At 70.5% G+C, this 16,121-nt stretch carries 11 protein-coding genes; 4 read left to right on the top strand and 7 right to left on the bottom strand.

The annotated features are described in order from the left end of the window. The first annotated feature begins 3 nt into the window (after positions 1–3). Positions 4–1,212, top strand: coding sequence for a CdaR family transcriptional regulator (locus G3I71_RS40220; RefSeq protein WP_164323024.1), 1,209 nt, complete (start codon positions 4–6; stop codon positions 1,210–1,212). On the opposite strand, the gene G3I71_RS40215 is transcribed toward G3I71_RS40220, so the two are convergent. Next, positions 1,209–1,790 (bottom strand): TetR/AcrR family transcriptional regulator, encoded by a 582-nt coding sequence (locus G3I71_RS40215; RefSeq protein WP_164323022.1) that lies wholly within the window; start codon positions 1,788–1,790, stop codon positions 1,209–1,211. The genes G3I71_RS40220 and G3I71_RS40215 overlap by 4 nt on opposite strands. Positions 1,791–1,886: 96 nt before the next feature. On the opposite strand from G3I71_RS40215, the gene G3I71_RS40210 reads away from it, so the two are divergent. Then, the gene (locus G3I71_RS40210) at positions 1,887–3,440 is read left to right on the top strand and encodes an MFS transporter (protein WP_164323020.1); all 1,554 of its coding nucleotides are present in this window, start codon (positions 1,887–1,889) and stop codon (positions 3,438–3,440) included. Between the two features lie 156 nt (positions 3,441–3,596). On the opposite strand, the gene serA is transcribed toward G3I71_RS40210, so the two are convergent. The 6 genes from serA to G3I71_RS40180 all read right to left on the bottom strand — a co-directional run bounded on the left by serA (position 3,597) and on the right by G3I71_RS40180 (position 13,608). After that, positions 3,597–5,186: a phosphoglycerate dehydrogenase gene (serA, locus tag G3I71_RS40205; protein WP_164323018.1), complete on the bottom strand. Its 1,590-nt coding sequence runs from the start codon at positions 5,184–5,186 to the stop codon at positions 3,597–3,599. A 251-nt stretch (positions 5,187–5,437) separates the two neighbouring features. Then, positions 5,438–6,436: a ketol-acid reductoisomerase gene (ilvC, locus tag G3I71_RS40200; protein ID WP_164323017.1), complete on the bottom strand. Its 999-nt coding sequence runs from the start codon at positions 6,434–6,436 to the stop codon at positions 5,438–5,440. Positions 6,437–6,567: 131 nt separating this feature from the next. After that, a complete protein-coding gene (gene ilvN, locus G3I71_RS40195; RefSeq protein ID WP_164323015.1) occupies positions 6,568–7,095 on the bottom strand; it encodes an acetolactate synthase small subunit in 528 nt (175 codons plus the stop codon). Positions 7,096–7,115: 20 nt separating this feature from the next. Next, positions 7,116–8,963: an acetolactate synthase large subunit gene (locus G3I71_RS40190; protein WP_203732615.1), complete on the bottom strand. Its 1,848-nt coding sequence runs from the start codon at positions 8,961–8,963 to the stop codon at positions 7,116–7,118. A gap of 244 nt (positions 8,964–9,207) precedes the next feature. Continuing rightward, positions 9,208–12,255: an EAL domain-containing protein gene (locus G3I71_RS40185; protein ID WP_343243221.1), complete on the bottom strand. Its 3,048-nt coding sequence runs from the start codon at positions 12,253–12,255 to the stop codon at positions 9,208–9,210. A 402-nt stretch (positions 12,256–12,657) separates the two neighbouring features. Then, the gene (locus tag G3I71_RS40180; protein WP_164323010.1) at positions 12,658–13,608 is read right to left on the bottom strand and encodes a 2-hydroxyacid dehydrogenase; all 951 of its coding nucleotides are present in this window, start codon (positions 13,606–13,608) and stop codon (positions 12,658–12,660) included. A 76-nt stretch (positions 13,609–13,684) separates the two neighbouring features. Here G3I71_RS40180 and G3I71_RS40175 point away from each other — a divergent pair, with 76 nt between their 5' ends. Then, positions 13,685–14,683, top strand: a complete 999-nt coding sequence (locus G3I71_RS40175; RefSeq protein ID WP_164323008.1) for an aldo/keto reductase — start codon at positions 13,685–13,687, stop codon at positions 14,681–14,683. 98 nt (positions 14,684–14,781) lie between these two features. Continuing rightward, on the top strand, positions 14,782–15,963 hold the full coding sequence (locus G3I71_RS40170) for a sorbosone dehydrogenase family protein (protein WP_239149638.1): 1,182 nt from the start codon (positions 14,782–14,784) through the stop codon (positions 15,961–15,963). Positions 15,964–16,121: the final 158 nt, after the last annotated feature.

The raw sequence follows: 16,121 nt of genomic DNA, 5'->3' as shown, positions 1-16,121 counted from the left end.
GGAATGCGCGAGAATGCCCCCATGAGCCAGGCGAGCGGCGACCATCACGGCGACTACCAGGAACTGGTGGACGACATCTCGGAGCTCCTCGGCGCCCCCGCGACGCTGGAGAACCGCGACTTCGAACTGCTCGCCTTCGGCACGTACGACAGCGAGGGCGAACTGGACGCGTCGGCGCTGGACCCGGTGCGCGCCCGCTCGATCCTGACCCGCCGCTCGACGGCGGCGGTGCGCGCGTGGTTCGAGGGCTTCGGCATCACGCGCGCGACCGGCCCGGTCCGTATCCCGCCCACCCCGGAGGCGGGGGTGTTCCGGGGGCGGATCTGTCTCCCCGTACGCCATCGGAGTGTCGTACTCGGTTACGTCTGGCTGCTGGACGACGATCCGGGGCCCCCGGCGGAGCAGTTGGCGGCGGCCATGGAGGTGGCGGACCGGATCGGCGCGCTGCTCGCGGACGAGGCGCAGGCGGGGGCCGATCTGACCCGCGAGTTCCGGTCGGTGCTGACCGCCGAGCGCGGCTGGCAGCGGGACATGGCGGTGGCGGCCTTGCGTTCGGCTCTGGGAGCGCGCGGCGAGGGCCCGCACGCGGTGGTGTGCGTGGCGCCGTGGCCGTCGGCGGATCCGGACGACGCTCCGTCGGCCCGTACGGTGCCGCACGCGACGGCGGTGTGCACGGTGCCGTGGGGCACGGCGGCGCAGAGTCTGGCGCTGCTGATCAGGCTGCGGGCGACGGACGTACCCGTCCCGGCGCTGACGGCGGCGGCCCGGCTGCTGAAGGAGACGGAGGGTCGGGCAGCGGCCGGTGTCGGCGCCCCGCGCACCGGCCTCGCCGGTCTGGGCACCGGCTGGCAGGAGGCCTCGGCGGCGGCCCGCGCGGCCCTGGCGGAACCGCACCTCGGCCCGGTCGCGGAGTGGGGCGCGATCGGCCCGTACCGTCTCCTTACGGCGCTCCCGTCGGACACGGCCCAGGACCCCGCCGTACGCACCCTGCTCGCCCCCGCCCACCAGGAACTGGCCCGCACCGCCGAGGTCTACCTCGACCGGGCCGGCCAGGCGGGCCGCACCGCGGCCGAGCTGGGCATCCACCGCCAGACGCTGTACTACCGCCTGTCCCGGGTGGAGCAGCTGACGGGCCTGGACCTGGACGACGGCGAGGACCGCCTGCTGCTGCACATGGCGTTGAAGGGTGCGCGACTTCAGCGCAATCCCTAGGCCTGAGCTTCCCCGATGACCCGGCGGAGCCCTTCCGTGAGCTGGTCCGCGGTCGGTGCCTTCGTCGGGTCGAAGACGTACTGGCAGATGAGCCCGGTCATCAGGACGTTGTAGAACTGGCCGACGGAGTCGACGTCGTCCTCCGACACGTCCTCCTCCCTGCCCCCGAGGAACAGCGGGATGAGGCCGCGCGCCGCCTCGCGCTGGGCCTGCGCCAAGTGGTCGCGGACGGTGGGCAGTTGGTCTCCCATGGCCACGATCTCCACACTCAGGCGCCACAGCGAACCCGGCTGCCGCATGGTGGCGATGATGTTCGACCAGACCTCCTGGAACCGGTCGAGCGAGCCGGGCCCGGTGCCGCCGGCCGTCTCCACGGCGGGGGTGAAGTCGTCGGAGAGCCCCTCCACCAGGGAGACGTACGCATCCGCGAGGAGCTTGTCCTTCGAGCCGTAGTGATAGCCGATCGACGCCAGATTGGTCCCCGACTCCTTGACGATGTCGCGCGCGGTCGTGCGCACGAAGCCCTTCTCCAGCAGGCAGCGCTTGGCGCCTTCGAGCAGATCCTCGCGATGTCCCATGCGGCCACCCTACCCGCGATCCATACGACCGTCCTAGACAGACGAATTACACGAGCGTTCTAGACAGTCGTTTAACACAGCCGTATATTCCCTGGCATGACGAACCCGACGAGCACGACCGTTTCCCCCGGCACCCGTGCCGGCCGCCGCGAATGGACCGCGCTGGGCGTGCTGATGCTGCCGCTGCTGCTGGTCTCGATGGACGTCTCCGTCCTCTACTTCGCCGTTCCGGCGATCAGCGCGGACCTGGAGCCGACCGGCACCCAGCAGCTGTGGATCTTCGACATCTACGCCTTCGTCCTGGCCGGTCTGCTGATGACGATGGGCTCGCTCGGCGACCGCATCGGCCGCCGCCGGCTCCTTCTCATCGGCGCCGCCGCCTTCGGCGCGGGCTCGCTGCTCGCCGCCTACGCGAACAGCGCCGAGACCCTGATCGCGGCCCGCGCGGTCCTCGGTATCGGCGGCGCGACCCTGATGCCGTCGACGATGGCCCTGGTCCGCACGATGTTCCGCGACCCCGGCCAGCGCGCCAAGGCGATCGCCATGTGGTCCGGCGTGATGACCGGCGGCATCGCCCTCGGCTCGGTCATGAGCGGACTGCTGGTCGAGTACTTCTGGTGGGGCTCGGTCTTCCTGGTCAACCTGCCCGCGATGGCACTGCTGCTGGTCCTCGGCCCGGTCCTGCTCCCCGAGTCGAAAAACCCGGACCCGGGCCGCTTCGACCTCCTCAGCGTCCCGCTCTCGATGGCGGCAGTCCTCCCCGTGATCTACGGCCTCAAGGAGATCCCGTCGGAGGGCTGGCACACGGAGTACGTCCTCTCGGTGACCGTCGGCCTGTTCTTCGCGTACCTCTTCGTCCAGCGCCAGCGCACGACGGCCTCGCCCCTCATCTCCCCCGCGCTGTTCCGGGGCCGCGGCTTCGGCCCGGCCGTCACCCTGAACCTGCTCTCGGCGTTCGCGATGATGGGCTCGGCGTACTTCACCACGCAGTACCTCCAGTCGGTGCTCGGCAAGAGCTCCATCGAGGCGGCGCTGTGGGGCCTGCTGCCGACGGTCCTGGTCGGCATCGCGGCCCCCGTCGCCGCCGCCCTCGTCCAGCGGGGTGCGCAGCGCGCCCATGTCGTCGCCGGCGGCTTCGTCACGGCGGCCTGCGGATACGGGCTGCTGGCCCTGGTCGGCACGGACTCGCTGTGGCTGGTACTGGCCGGGGCGGGCGTCCTCGCGGCCGGCATCGTCGTCGTGATGTCCCAGATGATGGACCTGGGCCTGAGCACCGCCCCCCTCGACAAGGCGGGCGCCGCCGCCTCCCTGCTGGAGACGGGCGCGGAGTTCGGCGGCGCGCTGGGCATGGCCGTACTGGGCTCGATCGGTACGGCGGTCTACCGCCACGACATCCCGGCCTCGGCGCCCGCCCCGGCCCGGGAAACCCTCGGCGGTGCGCTGGCGGTGGCCCAGCAGCTCCCGGCGCGCACGGGAGACGCGCTGGCCACGGCAGCCAGGGAGGCGTACACCCACGGAATGCAGGCGGCTGCGATCGCGGGGGTGGTACTGCTCCTGGGGGCGGCGGTGCTGGCGGCGCGGGCGCTCCGCGGGGTGACTGTGCGGGAGACGGTCGCGAAGGAGGCGGAGACGGAGGGCTGCTGCGCCTGAGGGCAACGAAACACGCGGGCCGACTGAGGTTTCTCAGTCGGCCCGCGTCGATGTGCGAGCAGCGCCCAGGCGTTTTCAGCCCGTCCGGCGTTTGAGGACAAGCCCGTTCAGGGCGAACGGGGGTCTGGGGGCGGAGCCCCCAGAGACACGCTCACCTCAGACCAGGTTCACCGATCGAGCCGACGTCGCCCCGATCTCCTCGGCCACTTCCGCCAATACGCCGGGGGCAACCGTGTCGTCGACGGTCAGGACGGCCAGCGCCTCGCCGCCCGCCACCGACCGGGAAACCTGCATCCCGGCGATGTTGATCCCGGCCTCGCCGAAGATCCGGCCGACCGTGCCGACGACGCCCGGCCGGTCCGCGTACCGGTACACGACCATGTGGTCGGCGAGCGCGAGGTCGACGTCGTAGTCGCCGACCGCGACGATCTTCTGGTGGTTCTTGGGGCCGGCCAGGGTGCCGGAGACCGACACCTCCTCGCCGCTGCTGAGCGTGCCGCGCACGGTCACGACGTTGCGGTGGTCCGCGGACTCCGAGCTGGTCGTCAGCCGCACCTCGACGCCGCGCTCCTGGGCGAACAGCGGGGCGTTGACGTACGACACGGTCTCGTCGACGACATCCTCGAACACGCCCTTGAGCGCGGACAGTTCGAGCACCTTCACGTCGTGCTGGGTGATCTCGCCGTACACCTCGACGTCGAGACGGACCGCGACCTCGCCCGCGAGCGCGGTGAAGATACGGCCGAGCTTCTCGGCGAGCGGCAGACCCGGCTTGACGTCCTCGGCGATGACGCCGCCCTGGACGTTCACCGCGTCCGGGACCAGCTCACCGGCGAGCGCGAGGCGGACCGAGCGGGCGACGGAGATACCGGCCTTCTCCTGCGCCTCGTCCGTGGACGCGCCGAGGTGCGGGGTGCACACGACCTGGTCCAGCTCGAACAGCGGGGAGTCCGTGCAGGGCTCCTTCGCGTACACGTCGAGACCGGCGCCGGCGACGCGGCCCTCCTTGAGCGCCGAGTACAGCGCCTCCTCGTCGACGATCCCGCCACGCGCGGCGTTCACGATGCGCACGCTCGGCTTGACCTTGTGCAGCGCCTCGTCACCGATGAGACCGACGGTCTCGGGAGTCTTCGGCAGGTGCACGGTGATGAAGTCGGAGACCTCGAGGAGCTCGTCCAGCGACAGGATCTTGACGCCCATCTGGGCGGCCCGCGCGGGCTGGATGTAGGGGTCGTAGGCGACGACCTTCATCCCGAACGCGGACATGCGCTGCGCGACCAGCGCGCCGATGCGGCCGAGGCCGACGACACCGAGGGTCTTCTCCGCGAGCTCGACGCCCGTGTACTTGCTGCGCTTCCACTCGCCGTTCTTGAGCGCGGTGTTGGCCTGCGGGATGTGGCGTGCGGTCGCCAGCAGCAGACCGCAGGCCAGCTCGGCGGCGGTGACGATGTTCGAGGTGGGCGCGTTGACGACCATCACGCCGGCCTTGGTGGCGGCGGAGACGTCCACGTTGTCCAGGCCGACGCCGGCTCGTGCGACGACCTTCAGCTTGCGGGCGGCGGCGACCGCCTCGGCGTCGACCTTGGTGGCCGAACGGATCAGGATCGCGTCGACGTCGGCGATGGCGGGGAGCAGTTCGGCTCGGTCCCCTCCGTTGCAGTGCCGGATCTCGAAGTCCGGGCCAAGCGCGTCGACGGTCGCGGGCGACAGCTCTTCAGCGATGAGTACGACAGGTTTCGAGCTCACGTGAGGTCCTCACTCAGTCCTATGCGGACGGCCGTCCCGACGGCCGCAGGCGGTGGAGGTGCTACCGCGTGGAAGACGCACGACGCTGTGGGCCTGACGCGTTGGTAGTACGGCAGTGTAGTGGCGCGGCGAAGGGCGGCTCCCGCCCCTGCGGAAGGATCACTCATCCGTGACGGGTCAGCCCGGACAAGGCCTTACCGGGGGTTCGGCAATGAGGCCGCAGCATGCGCCGCGGCCCCGTCCCTCAAGACCTACGCCTCGTCGTCGACCCAGGACATGAGCTTGCGCAGCTCCTTGCCCGTGGTCTCCAGGAGGCTCTTCTCGTCCTGCGACTTGTACTCGTTGTACTTCTTCAGACCGCCGTGGTACTCGGCCATCCACTCACGCGCGAACGTGCCGTCCTGGATCTCGGCGAGGATCTTCTTCATCTCGGCCTTGGTGGCGTCGGTGATGATCCGCGGGCCGGTGACGTAGTCGCCCCACTCGGCGGTCTCGGAGACCGACCAGCGCATCTTCTCCAGGCCGCCCTCGTACATGAGGTCGACGATCAGCTTCAGCTCGTGCAGGCACTCGAAGTACGCGATCTCCGGCTGGTAGCCGGCCTCGGTCAGCGTCTCGAAACCGGCCTTGACCAGCGCGGCCGTACCACCGCAGAGAACGGCCTGCTCACCGAACAGGTCGGTCTCGGTCTCCTCGGTGAACGTCGTCTTGATGACGCCGGCGCGGGTGCCACCGATGCCCTTGGCGTACGAGAGGGTCAGCGCGAAGGCGTTGCCGGTCGCGTCCTGCTCGACGGCCGCGATACACGGAACGCCGCGGCCCTCCTCGTACTGGCGGCGCACGAGGTGACCCGGGCCCTTGGGGGCGACCATGCAGACGTCGATGCCGGCCGGGGGCTTGATGAAGTCGAAGCGGATGTTCAGGCCGTGGCCGAAGAACAGCGCGTCGCCCGGGCTGAGGTTGTCCTTGATGGACTCCTCGTAGACCTGGGCCTGGATCGGGTCCGGGACGAGGATCATGATGACGTCGGCCTCGGCGGCGGCCTCGGCGGGGGTCACGACGCGCAGGCCCTGCTCCTCGGCCTTCGCCTTCGACTTGGAGCCCTCGTGCAGACCGACGCGGACGTCGACACCCGAGTCGCGGAGCGACAGCGCGTGGGCGTGGCCCTGGCTGCCGTAACCGATGACCGCGACCTTGCGGCCCTGGATGATGGACAGGTCGGCGTCGGCGTCGTAGAACAGCTCGGCCACTTTGGGTTCTCTCCTTGGGTGCAGGTGTTGCGTCCCACCGTATGACGGCGGGCGGAAGTGAGGTTCGGGGGTCTCGGTATACGGGCGGCCGGTATCACCCGACCGCCCGAGTCCGCAGAGCTTGACGCCGGCTATGCCGACCGGTCGAGGGCCCGCAGCGACCGGTCCGTGATCGAGCGCGCGCCGCGGCCGATCGCGATGGTGCCGGACTGCACCAGTTCCTTGATGCCGTACGGCTCCAGCATCTTGAGCATCGCGGACAGTTTGTCGGTGCTGCCGGTGGCCTCGATGGTGACGGCCTCCGGGGAGACGTCGACCGTCTTGGCGCGGAAGAGCTGGACGATCTCGACGATCTGGGAGCGTGTCTCGTTGTCCGCGCGCACCTTCACCAGAACGAGTTCACGCTGAACCGCCGAGCCGGATTCCAGTTCGACGATCTTCAGCACGTTGACGAGCTTGTTGAGCTGCTTGGTGACCTGTTCGAGGGGAAGCGCCTCGATCACGTTGACCACGATGGTGATGCGGGAGATCTCGGGGTGCTCGGTGACGCCGACGGCGAGCGAGTCGATGTTGAATCCACGCCGGGAGAACAGAGCCGTGATCCGGGCGAGGACACCGGGCTTGTTCTCGACGAGGACGGAGAGGGTGTGCTTGGACATGTCTGAGGGGTCTCTCTCGCTCAGTCGTCTTCGTTGTCGCCGAAGTCGGGGCGGACGTCCCGGGCGGCCATGATCTCGTCGTTGGAGGTGCCTGCGGCGACCATCGGCCACACCATGGCGTCCTCGTGGACGATGAAGTCGATCACGACGGGGCGGTCGTTGACCGAGTTAGCCTCCTCGATGACCTTGTCGAGGTCGTCGGGGGACTCGCAGCGGATCGCGTAGCAGCCCATCGCCTCGGACAGCTTCACGAAGTCGGGGACACGGGTGCCCCTGGCCTGCGGATTCACGTCGTCGGGCCCGGAGTGCAGGACGGTGTTGGAGTACCGCTGGTTGTAGAACAGGGTCTGCCACTGGCGGACCATCCCGAGGGCGCCGTTGTTGATGATGGCGACCTTGATCGGGATGTTGTTGAGCGCGCAGGTGGTGAGTTCCTGGTTGGTCATCTGGAAGCAGCCGTCGCCGTCGATCGCCCAGACCGTCCGGTCCGGCTGCCCCGCCTTGGCACCCATCGCGGCCGGGACCGCGTACCCCATCGTTCCGGCGCCGCCGGAGTTCAGCCAGGTCGCGGGCTTCTCGTACTGGATGTAGTGCGCGGCCCACATCTGGTGCTGGCCGACGCCCGCCGTGAAGATCGTGCCCTCGGGGGCGAGCTGTCCGATGCGCTCGATGACCTGCTGCGGGGAGAGCGAGCCGTTGTCCGGCTGCTCGTAGCCCAGCGGGTAGGTCTCGCGCCAGCGGTTGAGGTCCTTCCACCAGGCGGTGTAATCGCCGGCGTGACCCTCGCTGTGCTCCTTCTGCACCGCCTGCACCAGGTCGGCGATGACCTCACGGGCGTCCCCGACGATCGGGACGTCGGCGGCGCGGTTCTTGCCGATCTCCGCCGGGTCGATGTCGGCGTGGACGATCTTGGCGTGCGGGGCGAAGCTGGACAGCTTGCCGGTGACACGGTCGTCGAAGCGGGCTCCGAGGGCGACGATCAGGTCGGCCTTCTGCAGCGCGGTGACGGCGGTGACCGCACCGTGCATGCCCGGCATTCCCACGTGCAGCGGGTGGCTGTCGGGGAATGCGCCGAGCGCCATCAGGGTGGTGGTGACGGGCGCTCCGGTGAGTTCTGCGAGGACCTTCAGCTCGGCGGTGGCACCGGCCTTGATGACACCGCCGCCGACGTACAGCACCGGCCGCTTGGCGGCGGTGATCAGCTTCGCGGCTTCGCGGATCTGCTTGGCGTGCGGCTTGGTCACCGGGCGGTAGCCGGGGAGGTCGGTGACGGGCGGCCACTGGAAGACGGTCTGGGCCTGGAGGATGTCCTTGGGGATGTCGACCAGGACCGGTCCCGGGCGGCCGGTGGAGGCGATGTGGAACGCCTCCGCGATCGCCCGGGGGATGTCCTCCGCCTTGGTGACCAGGAAGCTGTGCTTGGTGATCGGCATGGTGATGCCGACGATGTCCGCCTCCTGGAAGGCGTCCGTACCGATCGCCTTGGACACGACCTGTCCGGTGATCGCCACGAGCGGCACCGAATCCATGTGCGCGTCGGCGATCGGGGTCACCAGGTTGGTGGCGCCGGGGCCGCTGGTCGCCATGCAGACGCCGACCTTGCCGGTGGCCTGCGCGTAACCGGTGGCCGCGTGGCCGGCGCCCTGCTCGTGGCGGACCAGCACGTGGCGCACCCGCGTGGAGTCCATCATCGGGTCGTACGCCGGCAGGATGGTGCCCCCTGGAATGCCGAATACCGTCTCGGCCCCGACCTCCTCAAGCGAGCGGATGAGGGACTTCGCACCCGTCACGTACTCGGGGGCGGACTGGTGTCCTCCGGAACGGGGCCGCGGCTGCGGGTGATGGGCCCCGGTGGCCTGCTCGGTCATCGGCATTCTCTTCTCGATGCTGAGGGTTTTTGCGAGTTTTGTACGGTGTGCGTTGCGGTCCGACCTGCGCCGGTGCAACAAAAAACCCCTCGTGCCGTGAGGCAAGCGAGGGGAGCGCGCCGGATGCGGTCGCTGGAAGTTCCGGGTCCGTCCGAAACGTTCACCAGCGTCAGCCGACGCGCTTTCCAAGTACGAGAATTCGGGTGCGCATGGGGTCGACCCTCTCCCCGGCACACACCGACTGTCAAGTGGGTGGGACGGGAGTCTCATTATGTGAACGGAGGGCCGTTCCGCCTCCGAAAACAGCGGGCACACCTGTACTTGTGTACACCCCGGAACCGCCGCCCGCGAACGCGGGCTCGGCCGAACCGTTCGGCACCGGATAGCGTCCGGTGGACAGTGCCCGGCGCAGCCGGTATTCGTCCAGCGGCCCGGAGAAGGCCATGCCCTGCCCGTGCGTGCAGCCCATCGCGCGCAGGGCGACCACCTGCTCGGGCAGGTCCACGCCTTCGGCCACGGACTGCAGCCCGAGGTCGCCCGCGATTCTGAGCAGCCCGCCGGTGATCTTGTGCAGCCGCGTGGACTCGACGACGCCCTCGACCAGACCGCGGTCGAGCTTCAGTACGTCGACGGGGAGCCGCCGCAGTGCCGTGATCGGCGCGTAGCCACTGCCGAAACCGTCCAGCGCGATCCGTACGCCGAGGCACCTGAAGGCGTTCAGCCGGCGCTCCAGCTCGTCCAGGGAGACCCGCGGGTCGGTGTCCGTCAGTTCGATCTCCAGGGCACCGGTGGGGAGCCCGTGGCGGGTCAGCAGGGTCTCGATCGACCCGAGGGGCAGGGAGCGGTCGAGGAGCCGCCGGGCGCTCATCCGGACGCCGACGGGTACGGCGAGCCCGGTCGCGGCGCGTTCGGCGGCCTGTTCGACAGCCTCCTCCAGCATCCAGCGGTCCAGCTCGGCGGTCTTGTCGCTGTCCTCGGTGACGCGCAGGAACTCGGCGGGCGTGAAGAGCACTCCCTGGGAGGAGCGCCAGCGCGCCTGGGCGGAGACCGAGGTGATCCGGCCGCTGTCCAGCGCCACCACGGGCTGGTGCAGCAGCACGAACTCGCCGTCGTGCAGCGCGGCACGCAGACGCGTGGCCAGCTCCGCCTTCCGTACGACGTCCTGCTGCATCTGGGGCGCGTAGAGCTCGACGCGGCCCTTGCCGGAGGCCTTGGCCCGGTACATCGCCAGGTCGGCGTTGCGCAGCAGCTCGCCCGCGCCGAGGCCGGGCTCGGCGAACGCGACGCCGATCGAGGCGTTGACGCGGACATCGTTGCCGTCGATGTCGTACGGCTGGGAGAGGGTGAGCCGCAGCCTGTCGGCCAGCTCCCCTATCTGGAGTTCGCGCGCGGCACGGTCCCGGGTGCCGTCTCCGACGATCAGGGCGGCGAACTCGTCGCCGCCGAGCCGGGAGGCGGTGTCCCCGTACCGGACCGAGTCCTGGAGCCTGCGGGCGGCCTGGACGAGCAGTTCGTCGCCGGCCTGGTGTCCGATCGTGTCGTTGACGGCCTTGAAGCCGTCGAGGTCGATGAACAGGACGGCCGTGCCGCGGTCGGTGGAGCGGCGGCCGGACAGTGCCTGCTGCACGCGCTGGGTGAACAGGGCGCGGTTGGGCAGGTCGGTGAGCGGGTCGTGTTCGGCGTTGTGCTGCAACTGGGCCTGGAGCCGCACCCGTTCGGTGACGTCCCGGCTGTTGAAGATGAGGCCGCCGTGGTGACGGTTGACGGTGGACTCGACGTTCAGCCAGCCCCCCCCGCTCTCGACTTCTCCCCCAGCCTCCGGCCGGGAGGTGCCCCCGGAGCGGGAGGTGCCCCCACCGCCGGCCTTGAAGCGGCACTCGATGCGGGTGGTGGGTTCCTCGTCCGGGCTGGCGGCGAGGAAGCGGCGCACTTCGTGCACCACGCAGCCCAGGTCCTCCGGGTGGATGAGATGGGCCAGCTCGGTGCCCACGAGTTCCTCCGCGGACCGCCCGTAGACCCCGGCGGCGGCCGGGCTGACGTACCGGAGCATCCCGTTCGGAGCGGCGATCATGATGACGTCGCTCGAGCCCTGCACCAGAGAGCGGAAGTGGTTCTCCTTCTGGGCCAGCTCCTGGGTGAGGGTGATGTTGTCGAGCAGCATGATGCCCTGGCGCACGACCAGCGCGAGGACGACGCCGCCCGCGGTGATGAGCACCACGCGGTCGGGGCTGCGGCCGTTGAGAACGTTGTAGAGGACGCCCAGCGTGCACACGGCGGCGGCCAGATACGGCGTGAGCGCGGCCAGGGAGCCGGTGATGGGCCGGGTGAACGGATACCGGCCGTGATCGCCTCCCGGTACGGGCGGGTGCCCCTGCCCGGGGGCGGGCGCCCGGCCCTGGCGGGGTGCGGGCCGGCGTCCCTCGGGCCTGCCCGGGTGCTGCCGCCCGGGGCGGTGTTCGTGCACCACGCGCGTGTGCCCGACGGACTCGCCCTGGCCGCCGTGCCCGGAACCGACCCATGGGGCGTACGCCAGCAGCAGCGAGCCCGCGAACCAGCCCGCGTCGAGCAGCTGACCCGAGTGGTAGTTGTTGTGCAGCAGGGGCGAGGTGAACAGGGCGTCGCAGCCCACGGTCAGGGCGAGCGCGCCGATGGCGGTGTTCGCGGCGGAGCGGTTCGTGGAGGAGCGCCGGAAGTGCAGCGCGAGGACCATGCTGACGAGGGCGATGTCGAGCAGCGGGTAGGCCAGCGACAGCGCGGTGTGCGCGACGCTCGGCCCGTCGGCCTTCGCCGCCTGCGCCAGGGCGAGGCTCCAGGACAAGGTGAGCAGCGAGCCGCCGATCAGCCAGGCGTCGAGGACCATGCAGACCCAGCCGGCCTTCGTCACCGGCCGCTTGGCGAGGACCAGGAGCCCCACGATGGCGGGCGGGGCGAAGCACAGGAAGAACAGGTCGGCGAAGCTGGGGCTGGGCACGGCCTGGTCGAGCACGACCTCGTACCAGCCCCAGACGAGGTTGCCCAGGCAGGCCATGGCGGACGACAGCGCGAACAGCAGCCAGGCGGGCCGGAAGCGGATCCGGCGACGCGCATAGAGGAAGCAGGACACGGCCGCGGCACCCGCCGCGACACTCAGCCCGAAGTCGCCCATGATCAGGGCAAGTCGGGGAGAACCCCAGCCGAGCGCGGAACCGACGGCGTATCCCGCGCACACCAGGGCCAGCGTGAGCTGCGAGACCAGGTTCGTCCCGCCGCCGAAATCCGGTCGGCGGGCCAGCAGTGCCCCGGGGGAACTCACCGGACACTCCGGGCCCGCACCGCGACCGTGTCCCGCGCGACCCACTGCGCCGGGTGCGCGCCGGGTGCTGGAGGCACGGTGTGGGTGTGCCTCCGGCGACCGCTGTGCCGACGGTGCTGATGATGGCTGCTGTGGCCGCGTCTGCGCGCTGCCGTGCACCAGGGTCGCCGTCGGCGGCCCCGCCGCGTCGGATCGTTCGTCCATAGGCCGTGCATCGCCCGTCGCCCCCCTCACAGTCTGCAATGTCCATCCCCGGCGCCGAACGGTACGCGGCGCAGCCCCTGTCGGGACGATACACCAGTCTCGTCACTCAGGGACATAGTTCCTCTACTCTCCGTAACGGTCGACGGCGATGCCGACACACCCCGCATACGGGGGAATGCGGAGGGTGCCCGAACCGGACTACGCGTCGACCGTCCCCGTAGTAAGGATCACGTTCCGCAACGGCTCCTGGTTCATGAAACGACTCAACTGGTCCGCCAGCAACCTCTCGGCGCGCGGCCGGAACGCGGAGGTCGGGCCGCCGACGTGCGGGCTGATGAGCACGCCCGGCGCCTGCCACAAGGGGTGGCCCGGAGGCAGCGGCTCCGGATCGGTGACGTCGAGGGCGGCCGTGAGACGCCCGGATTCCAGCTCGGCCAGCAGCGCCTTGGTGTCGACGACGGGCCCGCGGGCCACGTTGACGAGCAGTGCGCCGTCCTTCATCCGGGCCAGGAAATCGGCGTTCACCAGCCCTCTTGTCCGATCGGTGAGGGGTGTGGCGAGGATCACGATGTCGGCTTCGGGCAACAGGGCGGGCAGTTCGGTGAGCGGATGCACCGGTCCGCGCGCCGTGGTGCGCTCAGAGCGCGCGACGCGCGCCACCCGCGCGAGCTCGAAGGGCGCGAGCCGGTCCTCGATGGCGGCGCCGATCGATCCGTAGCCGACGATGAGGGCGCTCTTGTCGGCGAGCGCCGGCCGGAACCCGCCCCGCCACTCCCCCTTGTCCTGCGCCCGCACGAAGTCGGGGATGCCGCGCAGCGAGGCCAGGATCAGGGCGAGGGCCAGCTCACCGGTGCTCGCCTCGTGCACGCCACGCGCGTTGCACAGCTGCACTCCCGGGCGCAGCTGCCCGAGCCCGGGCTGGATGTTGTCGACGCCCGCTGACAGCGTCTGCAGCACCTGGACGCCGGTCATGTCCGGCAGGGGACGTACGCAGACCTCGACGGGCTTCATGTACGGCACGACGTAGAACGCGCAGTCGGCCGGGTCCCCCGGGTAGTCGTGATCGCCGTTCCAGAAGAGGTAGCCGGGCCCTTCGGGCAGGCCCGCGATCTCCTCCGGCGGGATGGGGAGCCACACGTCAGCAGTCATGGTCACGAGCGTAGGCGAACCCCTGTGCGTACAGAGGTTAGGTTTGGGGGGCAAGGAGAGAGAGGTTCACGACCAGGTGGAGCGCAGGACGATCGGCGCGGCGGCGCTCGAAGTGGGGGCCGTTGGCCTCGGGTGCATGCCGATGAGCTGGGCGTACAGCGCCTCCCGGCGGCGGGGCGAGGAGTCTCTGCGGGCCGTGCACCGGGCCCTGGACGAGGGCTCGACGCTCCTGGACACGGCCGACATGTACGGCCCGTTCACCAACGAGCTGCTGGTGGGACGGGTGTTGAAGGAGCGACGCCGGGACGCCTTCGTGTCGACGAAGGTCGGTCTGCTGGTCGGCGATCAGCACATCGTGGCCAACGGCCGCCCGGGATACGTGAAACGGGCGTGCGACGCCTCGCTGCGCCGCCTGCAGACGGACGTCATCGATCTCTACCAACTGCACCGCGCGGACCCGGAGGTACCCGTCGAGGAGACCTGGGGCGCGCTGGCGGAACTCGTACAGGCGGGAAAAGTACGGGCGTTGGGGCTGTCGGCGATGGGCGCGCGGTCCGGGCGCCGGCCGGGGGCGCGGCTGCACGACACGACGATCCGCCAACTGGAGCGGGTGCAGCAGGTGTTTCCGGTCAGCGTGGTGCAGGCCGAGCTGTCGGTGTGGTCGAGGGAGGCGCTGGACGCGCTGCTGCCCTGGTGCGCGGCGCGCGGGGTCGGTTTCCTGGCGGCGATGCCCCTGGGCAACGGCTTCCTGACCGGGACGCTGACCCCGGGCGAGGGCTTCGAACCGGAGGACATCCGCGCCCGCCATCCCCGCTTCACGGCCGACATGATGGCCGCCAACCAGCCGATCGTGGCGGGCCTGCGCCGGGTGGCGCGACGGATCGGTCCGGACGTCGTCCCCGCCCAGGTGGCGCTGGCGTGGGTACTCGCGCAGGGCCGGCACGTGGTGCCCGTACCGGGGGCGAAGCAGGAACGGTGGGTGGCCCAGAACGCGGGGGCCGCGCCGCTGCGGCTGTCGGCGGAGGACCTGGCCGAGGTGGCGGGACTGCCCAGGGCACAGGGGTCGTGGGACTGACGCCGGAATCGGGCTCCGGGGAATCGGCCTGCGGGGATCGGGAACTCGTGGGGCGCGAGCGGTGTATGACAAGAAGAACCCGTCGCGTCGAAGGGACCATGATCGTGCAACGTAGAGCTGTGACGGCCGTACTGGCCGCGGCCACGCTCCTGCTCACGGCCGGCTGCTCCTCCGACGAGGGAGGGGACGGCGGCGGCTCGGGCGGCAGCAGCGACAGCGCATCGCCGGATCGTACGGGTCCGGACTCGTCGCCGTCCGCGCAGGCCACCGAGGACGTCCCGCCGGCCAAGGGCTCGGTGAAGGTGGTGCGCACGGTCGCCGAGGGCCTGAAGACGCCCTGGGGTCTGGCCTCGCTGCCGGACGGCGGTCTGCTGGTCTCCTCCCGGGACGAGGGCACGATCACCCGGGTCGACACGGAGACGGGCGCGAAGACCGAGGTGGGCGAGGTGCCGGGCGTCTCGGCGGCCGGTGAGGGCGGCTTGCTGGGCCTCGCGCTGTCCCCTTCCTTCGCGTCGGACCACATGGTCTACGCGTACTTCACGACGGAGTCGGACAACCGCATCGCCCGGATGCTGTACCAGGAGGAGAAGCCGGCGGGCGAGCAGTTGGGCGCCCCGGACACGGTCTTCCGGGGCATCCCGAAGGGCTATATCCACAACGGCGGCCGGATCGCCTTCGGCCCGGACAAGATGCTGTACGCGGGCACGGGCGAGAGCGGCGACACCGGGCTGGCCCAGGACAGGTCCTCGCTGGGCGGCAAGATCCTGCGCCTGACCCCGGAGGGCGAACCGGCCCCGGGCAACCCCTTCCCCGACTCCCCGGTGTACTCCTACGGCCACCGCAATGTGCAGGGCCTCGCCTGGGACTCGAAGCAGCGTCTGTTCGCCTCGGAGTTCGGCCAGGACACCTGGGACGAGCTGAACCGGATCAAGCCGGGCGCCAACTACGGCTGGCCCGAGGCGGAGGGCAAGGGCGACGACACCGCGTTCCAGAACCCCGTCGCCCAGTGGCACCCGGACGACGCGTCCCCCAGTGGCATCGCGTACGCCGAGGGCTCGATATGGATGGCGGGGCTCAAGGGCCGGCGCCTGTGGCGTGTCCCCCTGAAGGGCACGGAGACCGCGGCCGACCCGCAGGCGTTCCTGGAGGGCGAGTACGGCAGGCTCCGTACCGTCGTGTCGGCGGGCGGCGACAAGCTGTGGCTGGTGACGAGCGAGACGGACGGCAGAGGGTCCCCGGAGGGCGGGGACGACCGGATTCTGGAGCTTCAGGTGACCTGAGGAGGATCAGCCTGATCCGGCTGGTCCGGCTGGTCCGGCTGGTCCGGCTGGTCCGGCTGGTCCGGCTGGTCCGGCTGGTCCGGCTGGTCCGGCTGGTCCGGCTGGTCCGGCTGGTCCGGCTGGTCCGGCTGGTCCGGCTGGTCCGGCTGGTCCGGCTG

This window comes from Streptomyces sp. SID12501 (assembly GCF_010550245.1).
In the GTDB taxonomy this organism is placed as follows: domain Bacteria; phylum Actinomycetota; class Actinomycetes; order Streptomycetales; family Streptomycetaceae; genus Streptomyces.
This window is presented reverse-complemented; position numbering and strand designations above follow the sequence as displayed.